This window comes from Nocardia sp. NPDC049190, assembly GCF_040648115.1.
GTDB lineage: Bacteria > Actinomycetota > Actinomycetes > Mycobacteriales > Mycobacteriaceae > Nocardia.
Genome location: NZ_JBEZDE010000044.1, coordinates 1 through 22384 on the forward strand (window position 1 = coordinate 1; position 22384 = coordinate 22384).

21 protein-coding genes, 1 tRNA gene and 1 pseudogene are annotated in these 22384 nt (G+C 66.7%); 13 read left to right on the forward strand and 10 right to left on the reverse strand.

Annotated features, from left to right (window positions below; genetic code table 11):
• Positions 1-1113 precede the first annotated feature (1113 nt).
• Positions 1114-1620, forward strand: a complete 507-nt coding sequence (locus AB0B25_RS27295) for a helix-turn-helix transcriptional regulator (RefSeq protein ID WP_357185164.1) — start codon at positions 1114-1116, stop codon at positions 1618-1620.
• A 677-nt stretch (positions 1621-2297) separates the two neighbouring features.
• Here the strand turns inward: AB0B25_RS27295 and AB0B25_RS27300 are convergent.
• A tRNA-Ala gene (locus AB0B25_RS27300) sits at positions 2298-2370 on the reverse strand.
• A gap of 285 nt (positions 2371-2655) precedes the next feature.
• Here AB0B25_RS27300 and AB0B25_RS27305 point away from each other — a divergent pair.
• The 4 genes from AB0B25_RS27305 (at position 2656) to AB0B25_RS27320 (ending at position 5164) form a co-directional block, all read left to right on the forward strand.
• A complete protein-coding gene (locus AB0B25_RS27305) occupies positions 2656-2970 on the forward strand; it encodes a sigma factor (protein ID WP_357185168.1) in 315 nt (104 codons plus the stop codon).
• Between the two features lie 6 nt (positions 2971-2976).
• Positions 2977-3546, forward strand: coding sequence for a sigma factor-like helix-turn-helix DNA-binding protein (locus AB0B25_RS27310; RefSeq protein WP_357185171.1), 570 nt, complete (start codon positions 2977-2979; stop codon positions 3544-3546).
• 204 nt (positions 3547-3750) lie between these two features.
• Entirely contained in the window at positions 3751-4671 is a 921-nt protein-coding gene (locus tag AB0B25_RS27315; RefSeq protein ID WP_357185174.1) for an NADP-dependent oxidoreductase, read from the forward strand.
• A gap of 10 nt (positions 4672-4681) precedes the next feature.
• Positions 4682-5164 carry a cupin domain-containing protein gene (locus AB0B25_RS27320; RefSeq protein ID WP_357185176.1) on the forward strand — a complete coding sequence of 161 codons (483 nt, stop codon included), beginning with the start codon at positions 4682-4684 and terminating at the stop codon, positions 5162-5164.
• Positions 5165-5286: 122 nt separating this feature from the next.
• On the opposite strand, the gene AB0B25_RS27325 is transcribed toward AB0B25_RS27320, so the two are convergent.
• The 6 genes and pseudogenes from AB0B25_RS27325 to AB0B25_RS27350 form a co-directional block, all read right to left on the reverse strand.
• Complete coding sequence (locus tag AB0B25_RS27325) at positions 5287-5988, reverse strand: thioredoxin domain-containing protein (RefSeq protein WP_357185179.1); 702 nt, start codon at positions 5986-5988, stop codon at positions 5287-5289.
• Positions 5989-6217: 229 nt separating this feature from the next.
• Positions 6218-7549: pseudogene (locus tag AB0B25_RS27330) on the reverse strand (MFS transporter); the annotation flags it as partial.
• On the reverse strand, positions 7539-9182 hold the full coding sequence (gene pgm, locus AB0B25_RS27335) for a phosphoglucomutase (alpha-D-glucose-1,6-bisphosphate-dependent) (protein WP_357185182.1): 1644 nt from the start codon (positions 9180-9182) through the stop codon (positions 7539-7541). The gene pgm and the pseudogene AB0B25_RS27330, both read right to left, overlap by 11 nt.
• Before the next feature lie 47 nt (positions 9183-9229).
• On the reverse strand, positions 9230-9577 hold the full coding sequence (locus AB0B25_RS27340; protein WP_357185184.1) for a fluoride efflux transporter CrcB: 348 nt from the start codon (positions 9575-9577) through the stop codon (positions 9230-9232).
• Positions 9574-9771, reverse strand: a complete 198-nt coding sequence (locus tag AB0B25_RS27345) for a hypothetical protein (RefSeq protein ID WP_357185186.1) — start codon at positions 9769-9771, stop codon at positions 9574-9576. The genes AB0B25_RS27340 and AB0B25_RS27345 overlap by 4 nt, the downstream gene beginning before the upstream one ends.
• 596 nt (positions 9772-10367) lie before the next feature.
• A complete protein-coding gene (locus tag AB0B25_RS27350) occupies positions 10368-11867 on the reverse strand; it encodes an MFS transporter (protein ID WP_357185189.1) in 1500 nt (499 codons plus the stop codon).
• A 117-nt stretch (positions 11868-11984) separates the two neighbouring features.
• Between AB0B25_RS27350 and AB0B25_RS27355 the strand changes: the two genes are divergently transcribed.
• Complete coding sequence (locus AB0B25_RS27355) at positions 11985-12662, forward strand: TetR/AcrR family transcriptional regulator (protein ID WP_357185191.1); 678 nt, start codon at positions 11985-11987, stop codon at positions 12660-12662.
• Positions 12663-12715: 53 nt separating this feature from the next.
• On the forward strand, positions 12716-14014 hold the full coding sequence (locus tag AB0B25_RS27360; protein WP_357185194.1) for a D-arabinono-1,4-lactone oxidase: 1299 nt from the start codon (positions 12716-12718) through the stop codon (positions 14012-14014).
• Between the two features lie 31 nt (positions 14015-14045).
• Here the strand turns inward: AB0B25_RS27360 and AB0B25_RS27365 are convergent, their stop codons facing one another.
• Complete coding sequence (locus AB0B25_RS27365; RefSeq protein WP_357185197.1) at positions 14046-14792, reverse strand: Sir2 family NAD-dependent protein deacetylase; 747 nt, start codon at positions 14790-14792, stop codon at positions 14046-14048.
• 109 nt (positions 14793-14901) lie between these two features.
• Between AB0B25_RS27365 and AB0B25_RS27370 the strand changes: the two genes are divergently transcribed.
• The 3 genes from AB0B25_RS27370 to AB0B25_RS27380 all read left to right on the forward strand — a co-directional run bounded on the left by AB0B25_RS27370 (position 14902) and on the right by AB0B25_RS27380 (position 17121).
• Positions 14902-15813 (forward strand): oxygenase MpaB family protein, encoded by a 912-nt coding sequence (locus AB0B25_RS27370; protein ID WP_357185199.1) that lies wholly within the window; start codon positions 14902-14904, stop codon positions 15811-15813.
• A gap of 433 nt (positions 15814-16246) precedes the next feature.
• A complete protein-coding gene (locus AB0B25_RS27375; protein ID WP_357185202.1) occupies positions 16247-16660 on the forward strand; it encodes an arsenate reductase ArsC in 414 nt (137 codons plus the stop codon).
• A 56-nt stretch (positions 16661-16716) separates the two neighbouring features.
• On the forward strand, positions 16717-17121 hold the full coding sequence (locus AB0B25_RS27380) for a VOC family protein (protein WP_357185205.1): 405 nt from the start codon (positions 16717-16719) through the stop codon (positions 17119-17121).
• Between the two features lie 75 nt (positions 17122-17196).
• On the opposite strand, the gene AB0B25_RS27385 is transcribed toward AB0B25_RS27380, so the two are convergent.
• On the reverse strand, positions 17197-17913 hold the full coding sequence (locus AB0B25_RS27385; protein ID WP_357185208.1) for a helix-turn-helix transcriptional regulator: 717 nt from the start codon (positions 17911-17913) through the stop codon (positions 17197-17199).
• 225 nt (positions 17914-18138) lie between these two features.
• On the reverse strand, positions 18139-18654 hold the full coding sequence (locus AB0B25_RS27390) for a hypothetical protein (protein WP_357185211.1): 516 nt from the start codon (positions 18652-18654) through the stop codon (positions 18139-18141).
• A gap of 321 nt (positions 18655-18975) precedes the next feature.
• Between AB0B25_RS27390 and AB0B25_RS27395 the strand changes: the two genes are divergently transcribed.
• The 3 genes from AB0B25_RS27395 (at position 18976) to AB0B25_RS27405 (ending at position 22293) form a co-directional block, all read left to right on the forward strand.
• Entirely contained in the window at positions 18976-19749 is a 774-nt protein-coding gene (locus AB0B25_RS27395) for a dienelactone hydrolase family protein (protein ID WP_357185214.1), read from the forward strand.
• Between the two features lie 190 nt (positions 19750-19939).
• Positions 19940-21331 (forward strand): phosphatidylglycerol lysyltransferase domain-containing protein, encoded by a 1392-nt coding sequence (locus tag AB0B25_RS27400; RefSeq protein ID WP_357185217.1) that lies wholly within the window; start codon positions 19940-19942, stop codon positions 21329-21331.
• Positions 21332-21339: 8 nt separating this feature from the next.
• Positions 21340-22293, forward strand: a complete 954-nt coding sequence (locus AB0B25_RS27405) for a threonine/serine dehydratase (protein ID WP_357185220.1) — start codon at positions 21340-21342, stop codon at positions 22291-22293.
• Positions 22294-22384: the final 91 nt, after the last annotated feature.

A 22384-nucleotide genomic window follows, 5' to 3' on the forward strand; every position in this document is an offset into this window, starting at 1 on the left:
AGCGAGAGTAGTCCGCATAACGATCACGCCAACGGTGAATTACGACAAAGTGCGGCTTCATGACATCCTCGACACCTTCGAATGACTACAGCGATATTGGGCCCGGGGTCGGGCGGGCAGGACGAGGTACGGCTCCCGTGTAACTCCGATACCTCGACAGCATGGGAAAGACCGGGAAGGGTTGGTGCGCGTGGGACGAGACAGGCGATGCCGACACCCCATATCGGCCATCCGGATCGCGAAATAGCCTGCCCCCGAGAAACTTCGGGACTACGACACGGATGGAGCGTGCTATTCGCGGTCATAGCCAGCGTGAATGGCGTGTGAATCTAGCTGATGGTTTCGGGTTCCGCTTTTCTGGCGGGCGATGCCGTCCACAGCCGCGCCATCACCCCCTACGCGGCGTGTTCGATGATGCTCTCCTTGCGCGCCCTGGCCGTAGCTGATGTGCCATACACTATGGCGGCATCGCCATCCGAACAATCGTGAGTACGCACGAATTGCCGCGAAAGATTGCGGAATTTCTCGTGCGGGGAGCACGAGAAGCGCTCGGGCGCAACGGAGTTGACCACATTCGGTGCGGCGAGCATCGTGCACGATCACGGCCCGGGATTCCACATCGACTTCCACGCCGTCGGGTCAGCTCGACGTTCAGGTCGTTCGATACCTTGTTGGTGCTGCGTCTCATCTTAGGAGAGAACACTTCGCATCGGAAAAGCTCCTGCTTCATATCAATTCGAATGCATGTTCGCAATGTGCGGGTCGGCAGACCGCAAATTCCTCCATACCCGCGCCGCCATGGGCTTTGCAGATCCATATTTCGTAGATGCTGTTGACCTGTCTGCCAGCGGGTGAGCGAGATGCCTCTGTGAGGGTGCACCGGGAATTCAGGTGACAGAAGAACTATGTTTCCGGCTCCGTGTCGTGCTGTCTATGAGATGCGATCATCGCAAGCCGTTTGCATAGCGGATATGGGGGAAATGCCTACGATATGCCGCACGGGCCGCAGCACCCAGCCAATGCGCAGCGTGCAGTGCGAGTTGCAGGTCAAGGGTGCGATCGCGGGCGCCGAGGGGTGTACCCCGCTAATTCCAGCACCCGCTAGACCCGATAGTGGAGCTTTGTTGCGGTGCCGCACGACGCGCGGGCATCAGCGCCTCGTACATCACCAAGATCGAGCGGATGCGGACGGCATCGCAACCCGACACCCTGGAGAGGCTGATCCGCAGTTACGACCTCGATCCCATGCAGGCGCGCCACACGCGGGAACTGTGTGAGCCGCCCATCGACCTCACACCAGTCGCCGAGTTGCGGGACCGTGTCACCACGCACGAACGGCTCGCGCACCTGGACTACCTCGACCACAACGGAGTCCTCGCCGTCTACGCCGACCCACTGCGGAATGTATTCGCCGCTGACACGTCGTTCCAGTACGTCTTCCCCGGACTCGACACAGCCCACAGCAACTGGGTGGCTCGGTACTTCCAACCCCTAGCCGAACAGGTAGCCGTCCAGTGGGACCACGAGGCCGACTACATCATCGCCACCCTGGCGAGCCGCACTCGGCCGACACCGCGCATCACCCCAAGCCGTGAATCTGTGAGGCCATCTGCGCTGTAACGCCGAACTCAACCGCCTCTGCTCTGGCGCGACAGCATCCACGGCGCCTACGGCCGCGAACCCGACGACCTCGCCCACTGGCGCGACCCGACACCGACGAACCGCACTCGGTCAGCAAGCCGTTGGCGCGAGCTACCCGTCCGACCAGCTTTGGTGATGCTTCAGCAGACGACGGAGTACGCCACGCGGCAAGATCTGATCGCTCGCGTACCCCGCCGAATACATAGAGGTTCCCCGGCAACGCCCGACCAAGGTCACGGCGTCGGACGTGTGGACCGGCGAGCAAGTCCAGACCTTCGCCACCGTTGCCAGCGAAGACCGACTCCACGCCGTGTGCTATTGGCTGCGCCGGTCACAGGTGTGTGGACTGCGGTGGGCTGACAATCGATCTCGCGGCACGCTCAGCGTCGAGCAGAGCCACGTGCAGGTGGAAGGCAAAGACCACGCGGTGGACGAGCCGAAGACGGAATGTTCACGGCGAACCCTGCCGCTCCCAGATGACGTGGTGATGGCACTGAAGGAGTTGAAGGCTCGACAGAAGCGAGAATGTATCGCGCTCGGCCGATCATGAAAAGAGACCACTCGCCTCTCCCACCCCGTTGGCACAGTCTTGGCACGCTGAGGGTCGAAAGAGAAAAGACCCGGCATAGTTACCGGGTCTGAACTGCCCATATGAGTGGAGCTAAGGGGACTCGAACCCCTGACCCCCACACTGCCAGTGTGGTGCGCTACCAGCTGCGCCATAGCCCCTGGTCGTTCACGCTCCGAGCTTCCCCGTGCGCCTGAATGAAGTTACACCACCGGTGTATCGGCCACCAAATCGCCTCGATTCGAGAGTAATGGAGCAGATGCTGCGGATGTCTTCCTTCAGATCGAGGCAGGTCGAACGAGCGACCGAGACACATCGATCCGCGGCTACCAGTTCCGTGCTCCCCTCCCGCCTGAGCCACTCCCAATCGTGCGAGGGGGTCGCGGACTCGACGACTAGTCTGGATTCGCATGCCTCGTCCGCGAGGTGAAGGAGGTCGCGTTCGCATGGGTGAGGTGCCGGCGCCCCGGGCGGCGAAGGTCGGGGGTGCGCTCGAGGCCGAGTGGGAGACGCATCGGGCTGCGGTGTTCGGTGTGGCGTATCGGCTGCTCGGCAGTGTCGCCGATGCCGAGGATGTGACTCAGGACGTGTGGTTGCGGGCGTCGGGAGCGGATCTGGGTGAGGTGAATGATCTGCGGGCCTGGCTTGTCACGGTAGCGGCACGGCGGTCCTATGACATCCTCAAGTCCGCGCGCGTGCTGCGGGAAACCTATGTGGGGCCGTGGCTGCCCGAACCGTTGCTGACCGGCCCGGACGCGTAGGAGGCTGTGCTTGTCGACGAGTCGGTGAGGTCGGCGATGCTGCTGATCATGGAGGAGCTGAGCCCGGCGGAACGGGTGGCGTTCGTCCTGCACGATGTCTTCGGGTGCGACTTCGCCGCGATCGCCGAGGTGCTGGGCGCTTCCGTGCCGGGCGCCCGTCAGCTCGCCTCGCGAGCCCGGCGGCGAGTGGCCGCGGCCAAGCAGTCCGCTCCGGTCGCATCTCGGGGTGAGCAGGAGCGCATGTTGGCGGCCTTCCGCGCCGCCTACGAGGTCGGCGATCTGGCGGGTTTGGTGCGGCTTCTGCATCCGGACGCGGTCTATGTCACCGACGGTGGCGGCAAGATCGCCGCTGCCCGGAAGGCGATCTCCGGCAGTGCGCGCATCGCCGAGGTGATGGTGCGGGTAGGCCGCCAGTGGTGTCCGGACACGATCACCGTCGTCGAGGTCGGCGGCGAGCTTTCCCTGTTGTTTCGCCGCGATGGACATGTCTACTCCGTCGATACGGTGCAGATCACTGACGGTTTGATCACGGCGTACCGGCGAGTTCTGAATCCGGACAAACTTTCGCACCTCTGAAGCTGTCACGTTCGCGGGGTCCTGCTCGTCTACCTGATGAAGAACACAGATTTGGGTCGCCGAGGGGGAATCCCTCCCGTTGCCCGGTAAGTCGTGCGCGTCAGCCGTGCAGTTGTCCGGACTGGGCGTAAACCGCAGGCGCGGCTCCGGAACTTCCCCGATCTGTGTGCGAGTCGATATCTCCGACCACAGGGAGGATTTGGAATGCGCGCCATCACCGTTCGCGATCGCGACGCCGGTGTCGATGGCTTGTCCCTGTCGGACAAGCCGTACCCGCATGCTGCCGAGAACGATGTCATCGTGCAGGTCCACGCGGCGGGGTTCACCCCGGGCGAGCTGGATTGGCCGGCAACGTGGACCGACCGTGCCGGGCGTGATCGCACGCCCAGCGTGCCCGGGCACGAGCTGTCCGGTGTCGTCGTCGAGCTGGGTTACGGAACCACGGGCCTGAGCGTCGGCCAGCGGGTGTTCGGGTTGAGCGACTGGACCCGCGACGGCTCACTGGCCGAGTACACCGCGGTCGAGGCCCGCAACCTCGCGCCACTCCCGACCGATATCGCATACACCACTGCGGCTGCCCTGCCGATCTCGGGGCTGACTGCCTGGCAAGCCTTGTTCGTGCACGCCGCGCTCGCGCCGGGACAGACCGTTTTGATCCACGGCGTCGCCGGGGGTGTCGGATCTACAGCGGTGCAACTCGCGCGGGAGGTGGGTGCTCGGGTGATAGGCACCGGCCGAGCACGCGATCGAGACACCGCGCTCCGCTTGGGTGTGGACACGTTCCTGGACCTGCACACCGATCGGGTCGAGGAGGCCGGTCGGGTCGATGTGGTGCTCGACGTGATCGGCGGTGAGATCTTCGATCGTTCGGTCGCGCTGGTCCGTCCGGGCGGCACGCTCGTCGCACTCACCGCACCGCCATCGGTGCAGCCCACGGATGCGCGGGCCATTTTCTTCGTCGTAGAGGCCGACCGCGCCCAGCTGGTCGAGCTTGCGCAGCGGGTCCGGGACGGACGGCTCACGCCTCTTGTCGGGGAGGTGCGGCCGCTGGCCGACACACCCGCCGCGTTCGCGTCCAGCCGCCGCACCCCGGGCCGGACGATCATCCAGATAGCAGAGGACTGAGGAGAGCATCATGATCGCAACAACGCGGATCGGCTACGGCCTCTTGGCTACCGGAATGGTAGTCGCGGCCGCCGCCTGCGGCGCCGCACAAGACCCGACCGACAAAGCATCGTCGGCTACATCTGCATCGGCTGCGTCGGCGACATCGCAGCCACCGGAGGAGTCGTTTTCGCCACTGTTCGAACAGGCACTGCCCAATGTCGCCGGCAAGACGTTCACCTCCGCGATCGTCGATTTCCCACCCGCTGCCCGCGCCGTGCCGCATCGGCACGGGGACGCTTTCGTCTATGCCTATGTGCTGCAGGGCAGTATGCGCAGCAAGCAAGACGGCGACGAACCACGCACCTACCACCAGGGCGAGAACTGGATCGAACTGCCGGGCGCGCACCACGTACTCACCGAGAACAGCAGCCGAACCGACCCGGCGAAACTGCTGGTTGTGTTCGTCGCCGATACCGGCGACCCGCTCAAGACCGACGACCAACCGAAGTAGAGCGCCGTCTGCACCCTCCACCGGACACAACACGCCAACGCGCTGCGCAAACCGACTCGAGGGTGTATCGCGAGTCCCGGTCACCGACACACAACCGCGGGCCTCGGTGGTGAGGTAGCCGGTCAGTGGGTGAGCGAGACCACCCAGTCCTCGTTGTCGACGTCGACTTTGGTCGTGCCGTCGAAGACCGCGGGCGTGGCGGCGGAACCGCCGAGCGCCGCGCCCAGGGCGTCGGTTTGCGCCTTGGCGAGGACACGTGCGACGTCGGCCTTGGCACCGGTGGAGATGCACCGCAGCACTGATTCCGGCGCCCCGGCGTCCCGGGCGATCCCGGCCAGATCGTCGTTGTTCAGGTCGGCGCCGCCTTCACTAGGACGCTTGGTGGTGAACAGCTTGGTATGGAACGTGGAGTAGATCGGACCGGAACCGGCCTCGGCGACACATCGATTCGCGGCGACCGCGCGGGTCGAGTAGTCCTTGCTGCGGGAACGAGCGTCGAGGAAGTTCACGAGGCGGTAGCGCACGGCGAGGTTGCCCTCATCGATCTTCTGGGCGATCTCCTGGCCATAGATACGCTCGAGGTTGCCGCATCCGGGACAGATCGGGTCTTCGAAGATATCGATGGTCTTCTTCGCGTCCGGGCGAGCGAGCAGAATCGAGCCGTCCTGCTCCAGAACCGTATGCACGCCCGGGTCGCGCACCGGACCGTAACCGTCGTTGCGGACGGTCGTGTCCTCCCGTCCCCATCGGACCGCCGCGATAACGATCACCACGATCACCACCAGAGCGACCCCGCCGAGCGCGTAGGTGGTCATGTTGGACATCGGTCGCGGAGTGTATTTCGAACGCGATTCGCTCACACCGACACTTTGCCCCAACCAGTCGGCCCGCCGGCCTTCGGGCCCTGGATCCGCCGCTCAGCAGCGGTTACCCGCCTACCCGATCGCATCGAGCGGCTGCCACCGCCGCACCGGGTTCTGCCTCGACCGCACCCGACTCACCCCCGGTCACCTCGGACCCGCCCCGGAGGGCAGCCGACTCGCCCGTAGCAAACGACGACTCGGCCACCACCGGCACCGGACTATCGACCGACGGCGCGCCGACCACTTCACTCACCGCGTGATCGGTCCGCGTCACCTGATGTTCGGCGCCATCCGAACCGCCGCGGCGGTCGGCTACCTGGTCCGGCTCAGCGCCGGAGTCTCGTCGACGTAGCGGTTCCGGGACGACCGTCCAGACGGCGGCGGCGAGGGCGAGCAGGCCGCCGGTCACGCCGAGCGCCAAGCCGTAGGACACCTGTTGGGCGAGCGCGCCGACCGCGAGCGGACCGATTACGGTGCCGAGGTCGGCGGCCATCTGAAAGCCGGCCAGAACGGGGCCGCCGCGGGCCTTGGGGCCGATGATGTCGGCGACTGCGGCCTGTTGAGTCGGGGTGAACAGGCCCGAGCCGAGGCCGGCGACGAAGGAGGTCGCCAGCAGCCACGGCACGTTGGTCGCCATGCCGAGTCCCGCGGTGCCCGCCGCGCACACGAGCGAGCCGACGATCACGAAGGGTTTGCGTCCCCACCGGTCGGACAGTCGTCCGGAGGCGAACAGGACCGCGACGTTGCCTGCCGCGAACACCGTGAGAGCTACGCCCGCCATGCCCGGCTCTTGGTGCAGCGCCTCGACGACGAGCAGCGGCACCAGCGCCATACGCACACCGAAGACCGCGGCGCCGTTGGCGAAGTTGGACACCAGCACCGCCCGGTACTCCGGCCGCGCCACCGCCTCCCGCAGCGACATCATGCGAACCCCACCGACAGGCTCGGGCGCAGCCAACTGCGAGTTGCGCAAGCTCACGTGCACAACGACGCTGACGACGAGCAACGCGATCGCGTAGATTCCGAACGGCCAGCGCAGCCCGAGCCCCGACAGTGCGCCGCCCACCAGCGGCCCGCTCACCGACCCGACGAGAAAGCTGGTCGACCACAGACCGGACACCCGTCCTCGTTGTTCCGGTGGTGAGATCCGGATGACCAGCGCCAGCGACGACACCGTGAACATGGTCGACCCGATCCCGCCGAGCGACCGCAATACCATCAGTTGCCAATAGCTCTGGGCCAGCGCGCTGGCGCCCGTGGACAGCGCGACGATCAATAGCCCGCCGAGGTAGACCGACCGCTCCCCCAGCCGCTGCACCAGTCGTCCACTCAACGGCGCGAACAGCAACCGCATCAGCGCGAACGCGGACACGATCGCCGAGGCGGCGGCTACGCCCACGCCGAACCCGCGCGCGAACTGCGGCAGTACCGGCGCGACCAAACCGAAACCGATTGCTATGACGAACGCGCCCCCGACCAGTATCCAGATCTCGATGGGCAGGGGCTTGGATCTACTGCTCACCGGATAGCGCCTGCCCCACCAATTCCTCCGCGGCGGCCTGGACCTCGCTCAGGTGCTCGGCGCCGTGGAACGACTCCGCATAGATCTTGTACTTGTCCTCGGTGCCGGAGGGGCGGGCGGCGAACCACGCGTTCTCGGTGGTCACCTTGAGGCCGCCCAGCGGCGCGCCGTTGCCCCGTGCCCTGGTGAGCACGGCGGTGACCGGTTCGCCCGCGATCTCCTTGGTGGTGATCATGTCCGGAGTCAACTGTGCGAGCAGCTGTTTCTGTTCCGCCGTCGCGGGTGCGTCGATTCGGGCGTAGGCGGGGCTGCCGTAGCGGCGTTCCAGTTCGACATAGCGCGCCGAGGGGCTCTGGCCGGTCACGGCGGCGATCTCCGCGGCGAGCAGCGCGAGCAGAATCCCGTCCTTGTCGGTGGTCCACACGGTGCCGTCCATGCGAAGGAACGACGCCCCCGCGCTCTCCTCGCCACCGAATGCCAGGCTGCCGCTGAACAATCCGGGCACGAAGAACTTGAACCCGACCGGCACTTCGTGCACGTCGCGGCCGAGTACCGAGACGACCCGGTCGATCATGGACGAGGTCACCGCGGTCTTGCCGATCTTGGTGAGCGCGTCCCAGCCCATCCGGTTGGCGACCAGATATTCGATGGAGACCGCGAGAAAGTGATTGGGGTTCATCAGTCCGCCGTCGGGCGTGACGATGCCGTGCCGGTCGGCGTCGGCGTCGTTGCCGGTGGAGATGTCGTAGTCGTCCTTGATCGCGATCAGTCCGGCCATCGCGTAGCGCGAAGACGGGTCCATCCGGATCTTGCCGTCGCTGTCGAGCGTCATGAACCGCCAGGTCGGATCCACTATCGGATTGACCACCTCGAGTTCGAGGTCGTAGCGCTGGCCGATCTCTTCCCAATAGTCGACGCTGGCGCCGCCCATCGGGTCCGCGCCGAGCCTGATGCCGGCGCCGCGAATCGCGTCCAGGTTCAGCACGTTCGGCAGGTCACCGATGTAGTGGTCGAGGTAGTCGTAGCGTTCCACGCCGGTCTGTAGCGCGTGCCGCAGCGTGGTGCGCTTGACCTCGGTGAGTCCGCCGCGCAGCAGTTCGTTGGCGCGGGCGGCGATCGTGTCGGTCGCGGTGTTGTCGGCCGGGCCGCCGTGCGGCGGGTTGTATTTGAAGCCACCGTCGCGCGGCGGGTTGTGCGACGGGGTGACCACGATGCCATCGGCCTGGTGCTTGGCACCGCCTTGATTGTGCCGGAGCACAGCGTGACTCAACGCCGGGGTCGGGGTGTACCGATCGCGCGCATCGATGACCGCGGTCACCCCGTTCGCAGCGAGCACCTCCAGCGCGGTGGTCCAGGCGGGTTCGGACAGGGCGTGGGTGTCTCTGGCCAGATAGACCGGTCCGGTGATGCCGCGAGTGGCGCGATACTCGACGATCGACTGGGTGATCGCGAGAATGTGCGCCTCGTTGAACGCGCTGTCCAGACTGGAGCCGCGATGCCCCGAGGTGCCGAAGGCTACCCGCTGGGCCGGGTCCTCGGGATCCGGGATGCGACTGTAGTACGCCGTCACCAGGCGTGCGATGTCTTCCAGATCGGTAGGACGCGCGGCACGCCCAGCTCGATCATGGGCCATGCTCGGGTCTCCCTTCCGTATCGGCTGCGCCCGGCTCGTCATCAGGATCATGGCCACCGCCCGGTCGCGCCGACCACGATCCACCTTGCCGCCACGTCGATCACGGCGGTGCCTTCGCCACCGGGCCCGACGTCCTCGGCCGCCGGCCGGAGCATGTCATAGCCGAACCTAGCGAACGTGATCGGCACACCCTGGAAGCCGCTTCGTGCGGTGGCGAGCAGCCGATCGCCCGCCCCCGCGCCGATCGGATAGCCGAGCCGCACCGAACCGACAATATTAACGGTCGACGTGCACGACGGCAGCGGAGAATCGAAACATGCTGGCACCGCACGGTCTACCGGATGCCGAGCGGAGGTGTCGAGCATTCCGCGGGGCGCGACGGGCAGCACTGTCATCGGGCGGCTCCCTGCCACAACTCGATCGGCTCGAGCGTGACGTTGATCGAGGTGAACGGTTCGGCGTTCTGCTCGACCGAAGCACCCGGCCGGTCGTGTTCGTCGACCGCGGCGTGCTGCCACTTGTCGTCCTCGTCGAGCAGCACGGTGAGACGTGCCGCGGGCTGCCAGTGTCCTACTGGTGAACCATCCAACGCCTGACCCCCTTCCGTCGCGTGCCATTTCGGTTGACCGCCGAGCCGTGCCGTGTTTCCACCGTGCCATGCCCGCGCTGGGCGCGGTCGTCCCGGCGGCGGCACCGCCCCTCCCTGAGGCGGCCGAGCGCGTGGACCGCCGCGCCTGATCCGAGGAGTCTACGAACCTCGAGGATGGGGGTGGAGAAGGTGGTGCCGTCGCCGAGCACGCCGAGCCCGAAAAGTGAATGCGGCAGCCTGTTGGCTACCCATCTTCCGGTGGCTGGAACCATCGACATTTCGATCGCACAGCATCCCATGATATTTACCGTGGGCCGCAGTCAGGGCACCCTCCTGCCGTCCGGAAACGGCGCCACCGCGACTACTGTTCGCGGGTGGCGGATCCGATCGACCGAGCAGGTTCCGCCGCGCCTACCGACCACCAGCGACGCCGGTCCGTTCGGCGCGTTTGCCTTCGACCGGGCTCGGTTCGCCCGAGGCGCGTCAACGGCCGAGCGGCCGCCGCACGCGACCGTGTCGCGGTTGCGGCGGCCGCTCGGCCGCGTGCCCGTCAGGGCCGGGATGGTGCGCCGCCGTAGCGCCGCACACCGAATATCTCAGTGGGCGAGTACCGGCTCGCCCTCGGCCGGCACCGGCGCGGTGCTCGGCATCAGCGCCGCGGTGATCGCCGCGCCTACCACGAAGATCGCGGTGGCCCACCAGAAGCTGGTGGTGTAGCTCTCGATCGCGGACTGGGCGACGATGAGCGGGTCCGGCTTGCGGGTGGACAGATAGTCGGCGGCAGCCGACGCGGCGACCGTGCTGAGCAGCGCAGTGCCGATCGAGCCACCGACCTGCTGGCTGGTGTTGATCATGGCCGAGGCCACGCCGGCGTCCTCGTGTTGCACCCCTGAGGTCGCGCCTTGGAAGGCAGTCGACATCGCACCGCCGAGGCCGAGGCCGAGCAAGATCAGGGCGGGCAGGATGTGCGTGGCGTAGGCGGTGTCCAGGCCGATTCGGGTCAGCCACGCCATGCCGGCCGCCGCGACCAGGAAGCCGCCACTGACCACGATCTTCGGTCCGATCTTCGGCAGCAGCAGCGAGGGGACGGTGGTCGAGGAGACGACCATCGCGGCAACCATCGGCAGGAACGCGACGCCGGTCATGATCGGCGAATACCCGAGGGTCAGCTGCATGTAGTAGGTGAGGAACAGGAAGATCGCGAACATCCCGATTCCCATGACGAACACCGTCAGGTATGAGGTGCCACGCATGCGGTCGAGCACGATTCGGACCGGAAGCAGCGGGTGCGCGACCCTGGTCTCCAGCCAGGCGAATGCCGCGAGCAGCACCGCGCCGCCGACCAGGAAAGCGAGGGTCACACCGTTGGTCCACCCGTTCGACTCGGCGTGCGAGAACCCGTACACGATGCCGAACAGCGCCGCGGTGACCACGACGGTGCCCGGAATGTCGAGTTTGGGCCGCTCGATGCTGGCATGCTTGGCCAGCAGCAGCACCGCACCGACCAGGGCGACGGCGGCGAAGGCCAGATTCACGAACATCACCCAACGCCAGGACACCCACTCGGTGAGCGCGCCGCCGAGCAGCAGGCCGATCGCGCCGCCGGTGCCTGCGACCGCACCGAAGATGCCGAACGCTTTGGCGCGTTCGGAGGGGTGCGTGAAGGTCACCGTGAGCAGCGACAGCGCGGCAGGTGCGAGCAGCGCACCGAAGACGCCCTGTCCGACGCGCGCCGCGACGAGCATCTCGAAGCTGGTGGCCGCACCGCCGACGGCAGAGGCCCCCGCGAAGCCGATCAGGCCGATGATGAATGTGTTGCGCCTGCCGAACAGATCGCTCAGGCGTCCACCGAGCAGCAGGAGGCTACCGAACGCCAGCGCGTACCCGGTGACCACCCAGGAGCGGTCGCCGTCGTCGAATCCGAGGTCCTGTTGCGCGGCAGGCAGCGCGATGTTCACCACGGTCGCGTCCAGTACCACCATGAGTTGTGCGACGCCGAGCACGGCGAGCACCCACCACCGCTGCGCGTGTGATCCGCGGCGCCCGTCCTCGGTCTTGCCGGGGGCCGGTGCCCCTCGCTCGATCGCGGTAGTCATATGTCCCCTTTGTCTCGAGCTTTGATACGGAGGTATCACCTCCGCTTACCGCAAGAACCTATCACAATAACGGAGTCAACGCCTCCGGTTAATCCCGTACATTGCTAGGATGACGGTGTGAATCACGCCACGGTCGTCCCCCCGCCTCGGCGTCTGCGTGCCGATGCCGCCCGCAATCAGCAGCGGATCATCGCCGCGGCGCGTGAACTGTTCGCCGACCACGGACTCGAGATCACCCTCGACGACGTCGCCGAACGCGCAGGCGTGGGCGTGGGCACGGTCTACCGCCGCTTCGCGAACAAGAAGGAACTGATTGTCGAAGTCTTCGACCAGAACCTGAACGAGTTCGCCGACGCGGCCGAGGCCGCACTCCAGCACCCGGACCCCTGGCTCGGACTCGTCGAATTCTTCGAGTACGCGTGCCGACATCTGGCCACCAACCGCGGTTTCAGCGAGGTGATCCTCGAACTCGAAGACGTCGAGACGAACCGATTCGCTGTCGTCGGCAATCGGATCAAGCCCACCGTCACCGCCATCTGCGAGCGCGCGCGTGATGCGGGAGCACTCGCCGAAGGCATCGAACCCTCGGACTTCTTCGCACTGGTGCATATGGTCGACGGCATCGCCGAGTTCGCGAAGCCGGTCAATCCCGACATCTGGCAGCGGTACATGGCCATCGCCCTCAACGGCGTCCGCGCGGACGGCACGCCCCGCCGACATCTCGAAGTCCCGCCGTTGGCCGACGACGAGGTCGAGAAGGCGAAACATCTCACCTGTGCGAGCCGCCGGCGATAGCAAAAACTCGCGTAGGTGGCGCGTATCTCGATCATTCCCGTAGATTTGGTCACATGACCAATTCGTGGGTGAACTGGGCCGGCGATCAGCGCTGTACGCCGTCGACGCTCGCCACGCCGCACTCCACCGACGAAGTGCGTGAGTTGCTCAGCAGCGCCGAGACCCACGGGCAACGGGTGCGCGTCGCCGGCGCGGGCCATTCCTTCACCGATGCCGTTGTGACCGATGGCATTCTGCTGGACCTGACGAAGCTGAATCGAGTCCTCGATATCGACCGCACCACCGGATTGGTCCGGTTCGAAGCAGGCATCACCTTGCGCGCCGCGAGCGACGCACTGCACGAGCACGGGCTCGCCTTCCCGAATCTCGGCGATATCGACATACAGACCGTCGCGGGCGCCACGGCGACAGCGACCCACGGCACCGGTGCGCAGTGGCAAAACCTCTCCGCCGCACTGGATTCGATCGAGTTGATGCTTGCCGACGGGAGCCGGGTCGAGCTCAACGCCCAGACCGATCCCGACGGCTGGCGGGCGGCGCGAGTCAGCATCGGCGCCTTGGGCGTGATCACCGCCGCGACGCTACGGATGGTGCCCTCGTTCGTCCTGGAAGGCATCGAGCGACCGGTCCCGGTGGACGATGTGCTCGCCGACTTGGATTCCCTCATCGATGACAACGAGCACTTCGAGTTCTATATGTTCGCGCACAGCCCAGTGGCCATGACCAAGCGCAACAACCGGGTGGCACTGCCGGAGCAACCGCGCGGCAAGGCACTGGACTGGTTCGCCGACATTCTGGTGTCCAACTACCTCCTCGATGCGATGTGCAAGCTGACCAGCCGGCAACCGCGCTTGGTGCCGTTGATGCACCGCGCTGCCGCCCACGCCGGCAGCTACCGACGCCAGGTCGACCGTTCCTACCGGGTGTTCGCGTCGCCGCGCTTGGTCCGCTTCACCGAGATGGAGTACGCCATCGCGCGCGAGCACTCGGTCGACGCCATCCGCGAGATCAAAGAACTGGCCACGAAATTCGACACGCCGATGCCTATCGAGGTGCGGTGGGTCGCGGCCGACGACGCCTTCCTCTCCCCCGCGGGCGGGCGCGAGACCTGCTACATCGCGGTACACCAATACCGCGGCATGGATTTCGAGCCGTACTTCCGCGCGTGCGAAGCGGTGTTCAACCACTACAGCGGGCGCCCACACTGGGGCAAGCGCCACTTTCAGACCGCCGATACTCTGCGCGACCGTTATCCCGACTGGGACCGCTTCGCGCAGGTGCGGCGCCGCTTCGACCCGAAAAGCCGTTTCACCAACGCCTACCTCGATCGGGTGCTCGGCCCGGTCGGCTGACGAGCCGCTGCGACAACACGGGGCAAACCCGTCACGCGGCAAGGATTTCCGGGACCAGCCGGGGCACTGCCGTACCGATGGGTTCGCGGATGATCTCGGTCGCCATGACGTCATAGGGCGTGGGTTCGGCGTTGACGATGACCAGGTCGGCGCCACTTCGGACGGCGAGCGCACACATCGATGCGGCCGGCTCGACCTGCAGCGAGGTACCGATGGCCAGGAATATCTCGCTCTGCTCCGCGGCGAGCACGGCAGCGGCCATGGTGCGTCGGTCCATCTGCTGGCCGAACATGACGGTGGCGGCCTTGAGAATGCCGCCGCAGTCGGGACAGGGCGGATCGGATTCGCCTGCGGCCACCCGCTCCAGGGTGGCTGCCATCGTGGCCCGGTAGTCGCATCCGATACAGACCACTTCGAACATATTGCCGTGGATTTCGATCACCTGATCCGGCGAGGACCCCGCGCGCTGGTGCAGGCGATCGATGTTCTGCGTGATGATGGTGACCGCTCGCCCGGCGCGTTCCAGGTCCGCAAGGGCGTTGTGCGCGGCGTTGGGGATCGCCTCCCAGGCCGGATTGTCGCGACGGGCCAGCCAGGAGCGCTCCCGGAGTCCGGCGTCGGACACGTAACTCTGATAGGTCGAGAGCAATTCGGCGATCGGATCTTTCGTCCACACGCCGCGCGGGCCGCGGAAATCCGGAATTCCGGAATCGGTCGAGATGCCCGCGCCGCTGAGCACCGCGATCCGGCCGGTGCGGGTGCGCCACTGACTCGTCATGCTCGCCAAGCCTAGAGGCAGCGTCCACTCGCCCACACAGTTAGACGATGAGAGAATTTTAGGGTTATCATCTCATTGCACTGAGCTCGGCCGATCAAGGGAGATCACGATGACCGCGTCTGGCGCACTCGAATCCGCCGGCGAACGACCCCTTCCGTCTCGTCGCCCGATCGAACCGGGCACCCGGATGTGGGACGAGACCGGGCTGATCACCTTCTCACTCACCGCCGGTTCGGCCTTCCTACTACAAACCATGGAGCCGACCATCTCCGCGGTAGTAGACGAATACTCCACCTTCCGGACCGATCCGATGGGTCGTGCGATGCGCAGCCTCGCCTCGGTGATGATGTGGATCTATGGCGGAGATGAGGCACTCGCCGAGGCCGACCGGCTTCGGCAACTGCACGCGACATTGCGCACCACCGGCACCGACGGCGTCCGACACAGCGCGCTGTCCAGCGGGCCGTGGGCCTGGGTGCTGCACACCGGGACCTTCGCGTTCACCGAGAGCGCCAAGTACTTCGCCCGCCGTCCGCTCACCGCCGAAGACAAAGAGGCGTACTTTCAGGAGACGCTCCAGCTGATGGGCAATTTCTCCGTGGCCCCCAAGGAGATTCCGGCGAACTACCTCGAGTTCGAGAAGTTCTTCGCCGACACCGTGGCCAACCATTTGATCGCCACCGACACCGCCCGCGACTACCTGCGCGTGATCCGCTCCGTCGCCCCGCCGAAGCAGCTGCCGCGCGCGCTGCGACCGGTCTGGAGGGTGGCGGTTGCGCCGATCGGCCGGCTCCAGCACTTTGTGACCGTCGGCACCACGCCTGACATCGCCCGGCAGAAGCTGGGCCTGACCTGGACACCATCCGATGAACGCAAGCTCCGCCTCCTCGGCCGGATGATCGCACGGATCGTCCCGCTGCTACCGGAACGGCTGCGCTACTTCCCGATCGCCTACGAAGCACGCCGCCTCGAGCGCGACCGCCAGCGGCTACGCAAGGTGATCGATATGCGCCCGATCTGAGCGGCGCCCGGCAGGTCCGGGCAGTCGAATACCGTAGTGCGCTCCCTGGTTGCGCCGAGTGTGCTGAAACTTACATCGCGGCAAGGGCTTCCAGCGGAAGCCGAGTCGATGACGCGACCCGAAGGGCTCCTCCCGACGTCCGGAACAACACTGGGCCCGAATGCGGCAATACTGTCCAGTCCGCTCTGTCCGGACCGGCGCCCGAATCGCCGCGGCCGCTGTGCGACACCGGCTTTGCGCCCGTGACCTGGGGATTGCTCTGCGGCGCTCACATCCGCCAGAAGGCGAACGCACGGTCAACGGTAACGATCCGCGGCACGCTGGTATACGTATCTCGTACGCTACGACAGCGTTTCAGCTTTACCACGCCGGGCGGCAGGCCCCGGCGGCCAGCACACTTCATGCTCTGCTCTGCTCATCGAAAGGCGTTCTCATGGCCCACAAGCCCAGTGTGCTGTTCGTCTGCGTGCACAACGCGGGCAGATCGCAGATGGCCGCCGGGCTACTCGCCGCGCTCGCCGGTGACCGGATCGACGTGCGGTCGGCGGGCAGCGCACCCGCTGAGACGCTGAACCCGACCGTGGTCGACGCCATGGCCGAGATCGGCATCGATATCTCCGGTCAGGCCCCCAAACCGCTCACGATGGACGCCATCGGCATTTCCGACGTCGTGGTCACGATGGGCTGCGGGGACGCATGCCCGTACTTCCCCGGCATCAGTTATCGCGACTGGGTGCTACCGGACCCCTCCGACCAAACGCTCGACGTGGTCCGCACCATCCGCGACCGAATCCGCATTCTGGTGGAGAACCTGATCGCCGAGCTGGTCCCGGTGCCCGCGCGCTGAGCGTCTGTCCGATTCGTTCAAGACCGAACCGCCCGATGCTGTCTACGCTGCCGCTTATGACTCCACAACTCGACGTCATCGGCATCGTCGTCACCGATATGGCCGCCGCGGTGTCCTTCTACCGCCGGCTCGGCATCGACTTCCCCGTAGGTTCCGAGCAGGAGGCGCACGCGGAGGCCGCGCTGCCCAACGGCCTGCGGCTCGCGCTCGACACCGAAGCCGTCATCGCGTCGTTCCACCCGGGTTGGACGCCGCCACAACGTGCTGGGCGGGTCGGCATCGCCTTCCGCTGCGCCGATCCAGCCGACGTCGACACCGTTTACGCCGATCTCGTGAACGCCGGCTACCACGGTGAGCTGAAACCATGGGACGCTTTCTGGGGACAGCGCTACGCAGTGGTGAACGACCCGGACGGCAACGGGATCGACCTCTACGCCGCGCTCCAGACCGCCGCGAAATAGCCCAGCTGCCGTCGAGGCGCGACCGGCTGAGGCTCCCGCGATCGAATGCGGCCGACGCGGACACACGGAGCGTGGCTAGGCCCCGGCGAGCAACTCTCCCAACGGCATTCCGGTCAGAGCGCGGACCTCACGGGACAAATGCGGCTGGTCGGCGAACCCGGCCAGCGCCGCCGTCTCGGCGAGCGACAGGCCGCCGCGCGCCGCCGCCAGGGCGCGCTGCAAGCGCAGCACTCTGGCAAGGGTTTTGGGGCCGTAGCCGAACGCGGCCGAGCAACGGCGATGCAGGGTCCGCTCGCCCACACCCGCCGCGTCGGCGATCGACGCCACCGACCAACCATGGTCCAGGGCGACGACCACCCGCCGCAGCAGCGGATCGGCCGGTTCGGCCTCGGCGGCACGCCACGCAACCACCTCGTCCAAGGCCGCGGTTCGATCGACGGCGTCCTCGAGCTGCTCGACAAGCCGCCGGACCACCGACGAGGACCACAGTTGCGCGAGATCGACCCGCTGATTGCGCAGTTCGTCCGCGGGGACGCCGAGGAGCGCGGGAGCCGTACCTGGAAAGAACCGAACGCCGACGTACCGTGCGCCATTCGCCGCCGGAGGGTGCTGGGCGCGGGTATCCGGCCCGGCGACCACCAGGCGCCCATCCATCCAGATCAGATCCATACACCCGTCGGGCAGAACCGGGAGCCCGCGGTCCGGACCGTCGACAGTCCTGGTCCACAGCACAGCGCCGTCGAACCGCGACGGGCGCTCGCGGTACCCGCTCGCGGCATCGACCTCATCCACCTCGCCGACGCTACCCCCGGCGACCGACAAACCTTCCTCTCGTCCAGCCGCGGGGACATCCGCGCCCCTGTGCGGCTGTGTCGCGCCTGCGCATCCGGCTACGCTCCAGCTGGATCCGCCCGATCGTGCGGCAGCGCACTCACGTCCCGCGGCTACCGACCCACGCCGGTGCGGCCCGACTCGGTCCGGTTGTTCGCGGCGGCCGACCGATCACCGGCAAACACCTCAGCCGGCGGGCTGCGGCGCTAGCGCGGCGACGCCGCGCGCGACGACCCGAATGTACGAATCGGGATGCGCCGCAGCGATTCTCGATTCCGGATCGCTGCACCCGACGGTCACCTCGCCGATCGGCGCGGAGGAGAACGTCCACAATGTCATCCACTCCGTACCGCCGACGATCTCGGTCTTCCGCACGTCCGAGGACCGCAGATCTTCGTTCCGCCCGGAACTTTCGATCGCCGTGCAGCGAACATCGTTTGCCGCCTCGCCCCATGCGACCGGCACCCGGATATCCAGCACCACATCGGCAGGCACCGGGACTTGTTTCGTCTCGCCCAGCAAAATCCGGACGACACCGCTCGCCTCGGCACCGTCGTCGTGCGTTTCCGGCGGCGCGCTCACCGAACTCGCGGCGACGACGGCACTTGTCGATGTCGTTTCCCGGCTTGCCGACGGGTCGTCGGAACACCCCGCCACGATGACAGCGACCAGTGCGGGAACCGCCATCCAGATCACTTTCACAGGTCAGACCTCTCGTCACGCCCACGCACCGGGCGATGGGTACGAATCAGCGATCGACCTGAGCATGACAACGTCGAAGTAGAAAATGGTGGCCACACGCCGTAGAAATCGGCAATTAGACCGCAACCGACCGAATCAGCCCGATATGGAGGAATTTCCAGCTCGAATCGCCGTCCCTTCCCGAGGCCACGCTTCGACTTCGGGCAATCGGTGTGCGACCGAACGATTCTCGCCACGTGGCCGTACGGCTCGCCAGTTCGGCGGGTCGGGCTGGCTAGGATCGCACTGTTCGTTCGCCGATCGCCATTCCTGGGAGGCCCGATGACACCGTCCGTCGCGTTCGAACAGATCGATCTGGCCCTCCCCGAGGGGACCGCCGATGCGTACTTCGCCCATCCGGACGACAGCGCCCGGCATCCCGGTGTGCTGTTCTTCATGGACGCCTACGGTTTGCGGCCGTGGTTGCGAGAGATGGTGGAGACCATCGCCGGGCACGGCTACAGCGTGCTTGCACCGAACATCTTCTACCGCTCCGGTCGCGCGCCGGTTCTGCCGATGCCCGAGAGCAATGCCGACGCCCACGCGGCCTTCTTCGCAGCGCTCGGCCCGGTGCGCGCGGCGCTGACTTCGGCGAGGGCGATCCAGGACGCGGACGTTTACCTGGAACAACTCACCGCCTCCGAATTCGTCACCCCTGGCGCGGTCGCCGCAATCGGCTACTGCATGGGCGGCAGGCTCGCGCTGCGTACCGCGGCGGCCTTCGGCGATCGGGTGGCTGCCGCGGCAAGCTTCCACGGCGGCCACCTGGCTGCCGTGGATCAGCCGGACAGTCCCCATCACGCCGCGGCGGGCATCACCGCGGAACTACTCATCGTCCACGCCGATCAGGACGGTTCGGCCCCGCCCGACCAGATCGCGCGGCTCGAAGCGGCACTGGATACGGCGAACGTGCGCTACACCTCGGCGCTCTACCCGGACGCCGAGCATGGCTTCACCATGCGCGACACCGCGGTATTCCGCGAAGACGCCTACCAACGACACCTGCGCGATCTGTTCGCCCTGTTCGACCGTGCCTTCCCCGCGACCGCGGAATAAACGCCGATTCATCCGATGTTTCGCGTGGTGTCGGAGCCGATGCCAGGCGCTCGCCGTGTGGCCGGTTCCAGAGAAGGCGCTCCCCTGGGATCGCCGATTCCGCATAGTGTGTCGGTAGGCGATCATCGGGAGGACCACCATGGCGAGAGTGTTGTGGCTGGGGAACACGACATGGGGACGGGGTGGTCGCGTGTCTGACCAGCGGGGCATCGGCACGCGTACGGTCCGCGCCGCAACGCTGACCGGTTACCGCGAAGCCGCCTTCACCACTACGCCTGCCGCGCGCACCGTGCTGATCATGGTGGCGGTCCTGATCGCCGCGGTACTCACCTACCAGGCGAACGCCACGTCGGACGACGGCGTCGACCACGGCTGGTTCCTCGCACTCGCCCTGGCCGGACTCTTCGTTGCCCGCGGATTGCACTTGCGCCGTCCGATCACCCTCCCGCATTTCGCCGCCGCGATTCTCATCCTGGCGATCGCGCATCTCGGTTACCGCGCACAGCACCCCGGCGTCGGCTTCGTCCTGCTGGCTGCCACCGGCTTCATCCTGGTCCTGCCACAACCGAGTAGACCGCAACCCAGCGAGCTGTACCGGGTTGCCGAACTGGTCGGCCGTACCGAGGGTGACCCGCTTGCGCCGTTCGCCCTGCACTCATCGAAGACCTACTTCTTCGACGCGCAGTCGACCGCGGCGATCGGCTACCGCACCCGCTTCGGAATCGCCGTCGTGGCCGGCGATCCGTTCGGCGATCGTGCCCACTTTCCTGAACTGGTCACGGCGTTCTCCGAGTTCGCGGTCAATCATGGCTGGCGCATCGCCGTGCTCGGAGCCAGCCCGGAACTGGCCGAACTGTGGCAGCTGCGCGCACTGGAGCACCGTGGACTGCACGCCGTGCCGATCGGCCGGGACGTCGTGCTCGATGTGGACAAGTTCAGCCTGGTCGGGCGAAAGTTCCGCAACCTGCGCCAGGCCGTGAGCCGCACCAGGAACTTCGGCATCACCACCGAGGTGATCGACGAGTCGACGCTGACCGCGGCGCGGCGCGGCGAGTTACTGGCCATCGTCGACGAATGGAATCATGGCAGACAGACCCGCGGCTTCTCGATGATCCTCGACCATCTACTGGATGGACGTAACCCGAACATGCTGGTCGTCATCGCGAACGAGGAGAACGGTAACCCGGTGGGCTTTCAGCGTTACGGCATCTCCGGACGCGGTCGCGAACTCAGCCTCGACGTCCCCTGGCGACGCAAGGACGCGCCCAACGGCTTGGACGAACGCATGATCGTCGATCTGGTCGACTACGCGCGAACCCACGGCATCCGGCGGATCGCGCTGGCGTTCGCGCCGTTTCCCGAATTGTTCGCCGACAAGCGCAAGTCACGCTCAGGTCGGCTGATCGCCCTGCTGGTCCATCTGGGCGATCCGCTGATCCGACTGGAATCGCTGTACCGCTTCCTGCGCAAGTTCCACGCGCTGGCCGATCAGCGGTATGTGCTGGTTCGCTGGCGCGAGGTGGTCGTCGCGGCCGCGGCCCTGCTGACCCTGGAGTTCGCTCCGCACCGCCGCGGGCAATGAGCGGCGCCGTGCAACTGACTCACGGCGACGTGAAATCCGCAGTCGAACGGGTGTCCGGTCTCGTTCGGCCGGTTACCGTGGCGCGGGCGGACGGGTTCGCGGGCGGCAGCATCGGTGAACTGTGGTTCGCGCTCGAGTTCCTGCAGCACACCGGGACCTTCAAGGCCCGGGGCGCACAGAACTTCCTGCTCACCCACCAGGAAAACGGCACGCTGCCGCCCGCGGGCGTGACGATCGCCTCGGGCGGCAACGCCGGGCTTGCCTGTGCGTGGGCGGCCCGCAGCCAACAGGTCCCGGCGACGGTGTTCGTGCCGACCACCGCGCCGAAGGTCAAGGTGGACCGGCTCGTCTCCTACGGCGCCGACGTGCGGCTGACGGGCGCGCAATACTCCGACGCGCTCGTGGCCTGCCATGAATTCGCCGACGCTACCGGCGCTCTGCTCTCCCACGCCTATGACAATCCGCTCATCGCGGCGGGCGCGGGCACGCTCCTGGCGGAGATCCACCGGCTGATCCCAGATCTCGGCACCGTCGTGGTCGCGGTCGGCGGTGGCGGATTGTTCTCCGGAATCGCGACCGCCGCTGATCACAGGGGGATCCGGGTGATCGCCGTAGAGCCGGCGCGCTGCCGCGCACTCAACGCCGCCCTCAAGGCGGGGCGGGTTGTCGACGTCGAGGTCGACTCGGTCGCGGCCGACTCGCTCGGTGCGCGCCGAGTGTCGGAGATGGCGCTGGCGGCCGCACAGCAGTACGACGTCGAGTCGGTAGTGGTCGACGACGCCGAGATCGTCGCTGCGCGCCGCGCGCTGTGGGAGGACCACCGCGTGGCCGTCGAACACGGCGCGGCGACCGCGGTAGCCGCGCTGCTCGGCGATAATCCCGTGTTCCGGCCCGCCCAGGGCGAGAAGGTATGTGTGGTGCTGTGCGGCGCGAACACCGATCCGTCGGATCTGGCCCGCTAGACGGGCCGCCACGCCGATCGACGGTTCATCGGCAGATTACCGACAAACCGGGCGGCACGGGTTAGGCTCGCGATGTCGTCTTCGATCCCGA

What these genes read in the sequence shown, in the direction of transcription:
- AB0B25_RS27305 (WP_357185168.1), top strand. Translation starts at nt 2,656, where the DNA reads ATGGGTGAGGTGCCGGCGCCCCGGGCGGCGAAGGTCGGGGGTGCGCTC.
- AB0B25_RS27315 (WP_357185174.1), top strand. Translation starts at nt 3,751, where the DNA reads ATGCGCGCCATCACCGTTCGCGATCGCGACGCCGGTGTCGATGGCTTG.
- AB0B25_RS27320 (WP_357185176.1), top strand. Translation starts at nt 4,682, where the DNA reads ATGATCGCAACAACGCGGATCGGCTACGGCCTCTTGGCTACCGGAATG.
- AB0B25_RS27325 (WP_357185179.1), bottom strand. Translation starts at nt 5,988, where the DNA reads ATGTCCAACATGACCACCTACGCGCTCGGCGGGGTCGCTCTGGTGGTG.
- pgm (WP_357185182.1), bottom strand. Translation starts at nt 9,182, where the DNA reads ATGGCCCATGATCGAGCTGGGCGTGCCGCGCGTCCTACCGATCTGGAA.
- AB0B25_RS27340 (WP_357185184.1), bottom strand. Translation starts at nt 9,577, where the DNA reads ATGACAGTGCTGCCCGTCGCGCCCCGCGGAATGCTCGACACCTCCGCT.
- AB0B25_RS27350 (WP_357185189.1), bottom strand. Translation starts at nt 11,867, where the DNA reads ATGACTACCGCGATCGAGCGAGGGGCACCGGCCCCCGGCAAGACCGAG.
- AB0B25_RS27360 (WP_357185194.1), top strand. Translation starts at nt 12,716, where the DNA reads ATGACCAATTCGTGGGTGAACTGGGCCGGCGATCAGCGCTGTACGCCG.
- AB0B25_RS27365 (WP_357185197.1), bottom strand. Translation starts at nt 14,792, where the DNA reads ATGACGAGTCAGTGGCGCACCCGCACCGGCCGGATCGCGGTGCTCAGC.
- AB0B25_RS27370 (WP_357185199.1), top strand. Translation starts at nt 14,902, where the DNA reads ATGACCGCGTCTGGCGCACTCGAATCCGCCGGCGAACGACCCCTTCCG.
- AB0B25_RS27375 (WP_357185202.1), top strand. Translation starts at nt 16,247, where the DNA reads ATGGCCCACAAGCCCAGTGTGCTGTTCGTCTGCGTGCACAACGCGGGC.
- AB0B25_RS27380 (WP_357185205.1), top strand. Translation starts at nt 16,717, where the DNA reads ATGACTCCACAACTCGACGTCATCGGCATCGTCGTCACCGATATGGCC.
- AB0B25_RS27395 (WP_357185214.1), top strand. Translation starts at nt 18,976, where the DNA reads ATGACACCGTCCGTCGCGTTCGAACAGATCGATCTGGCCCTCCCCGAG.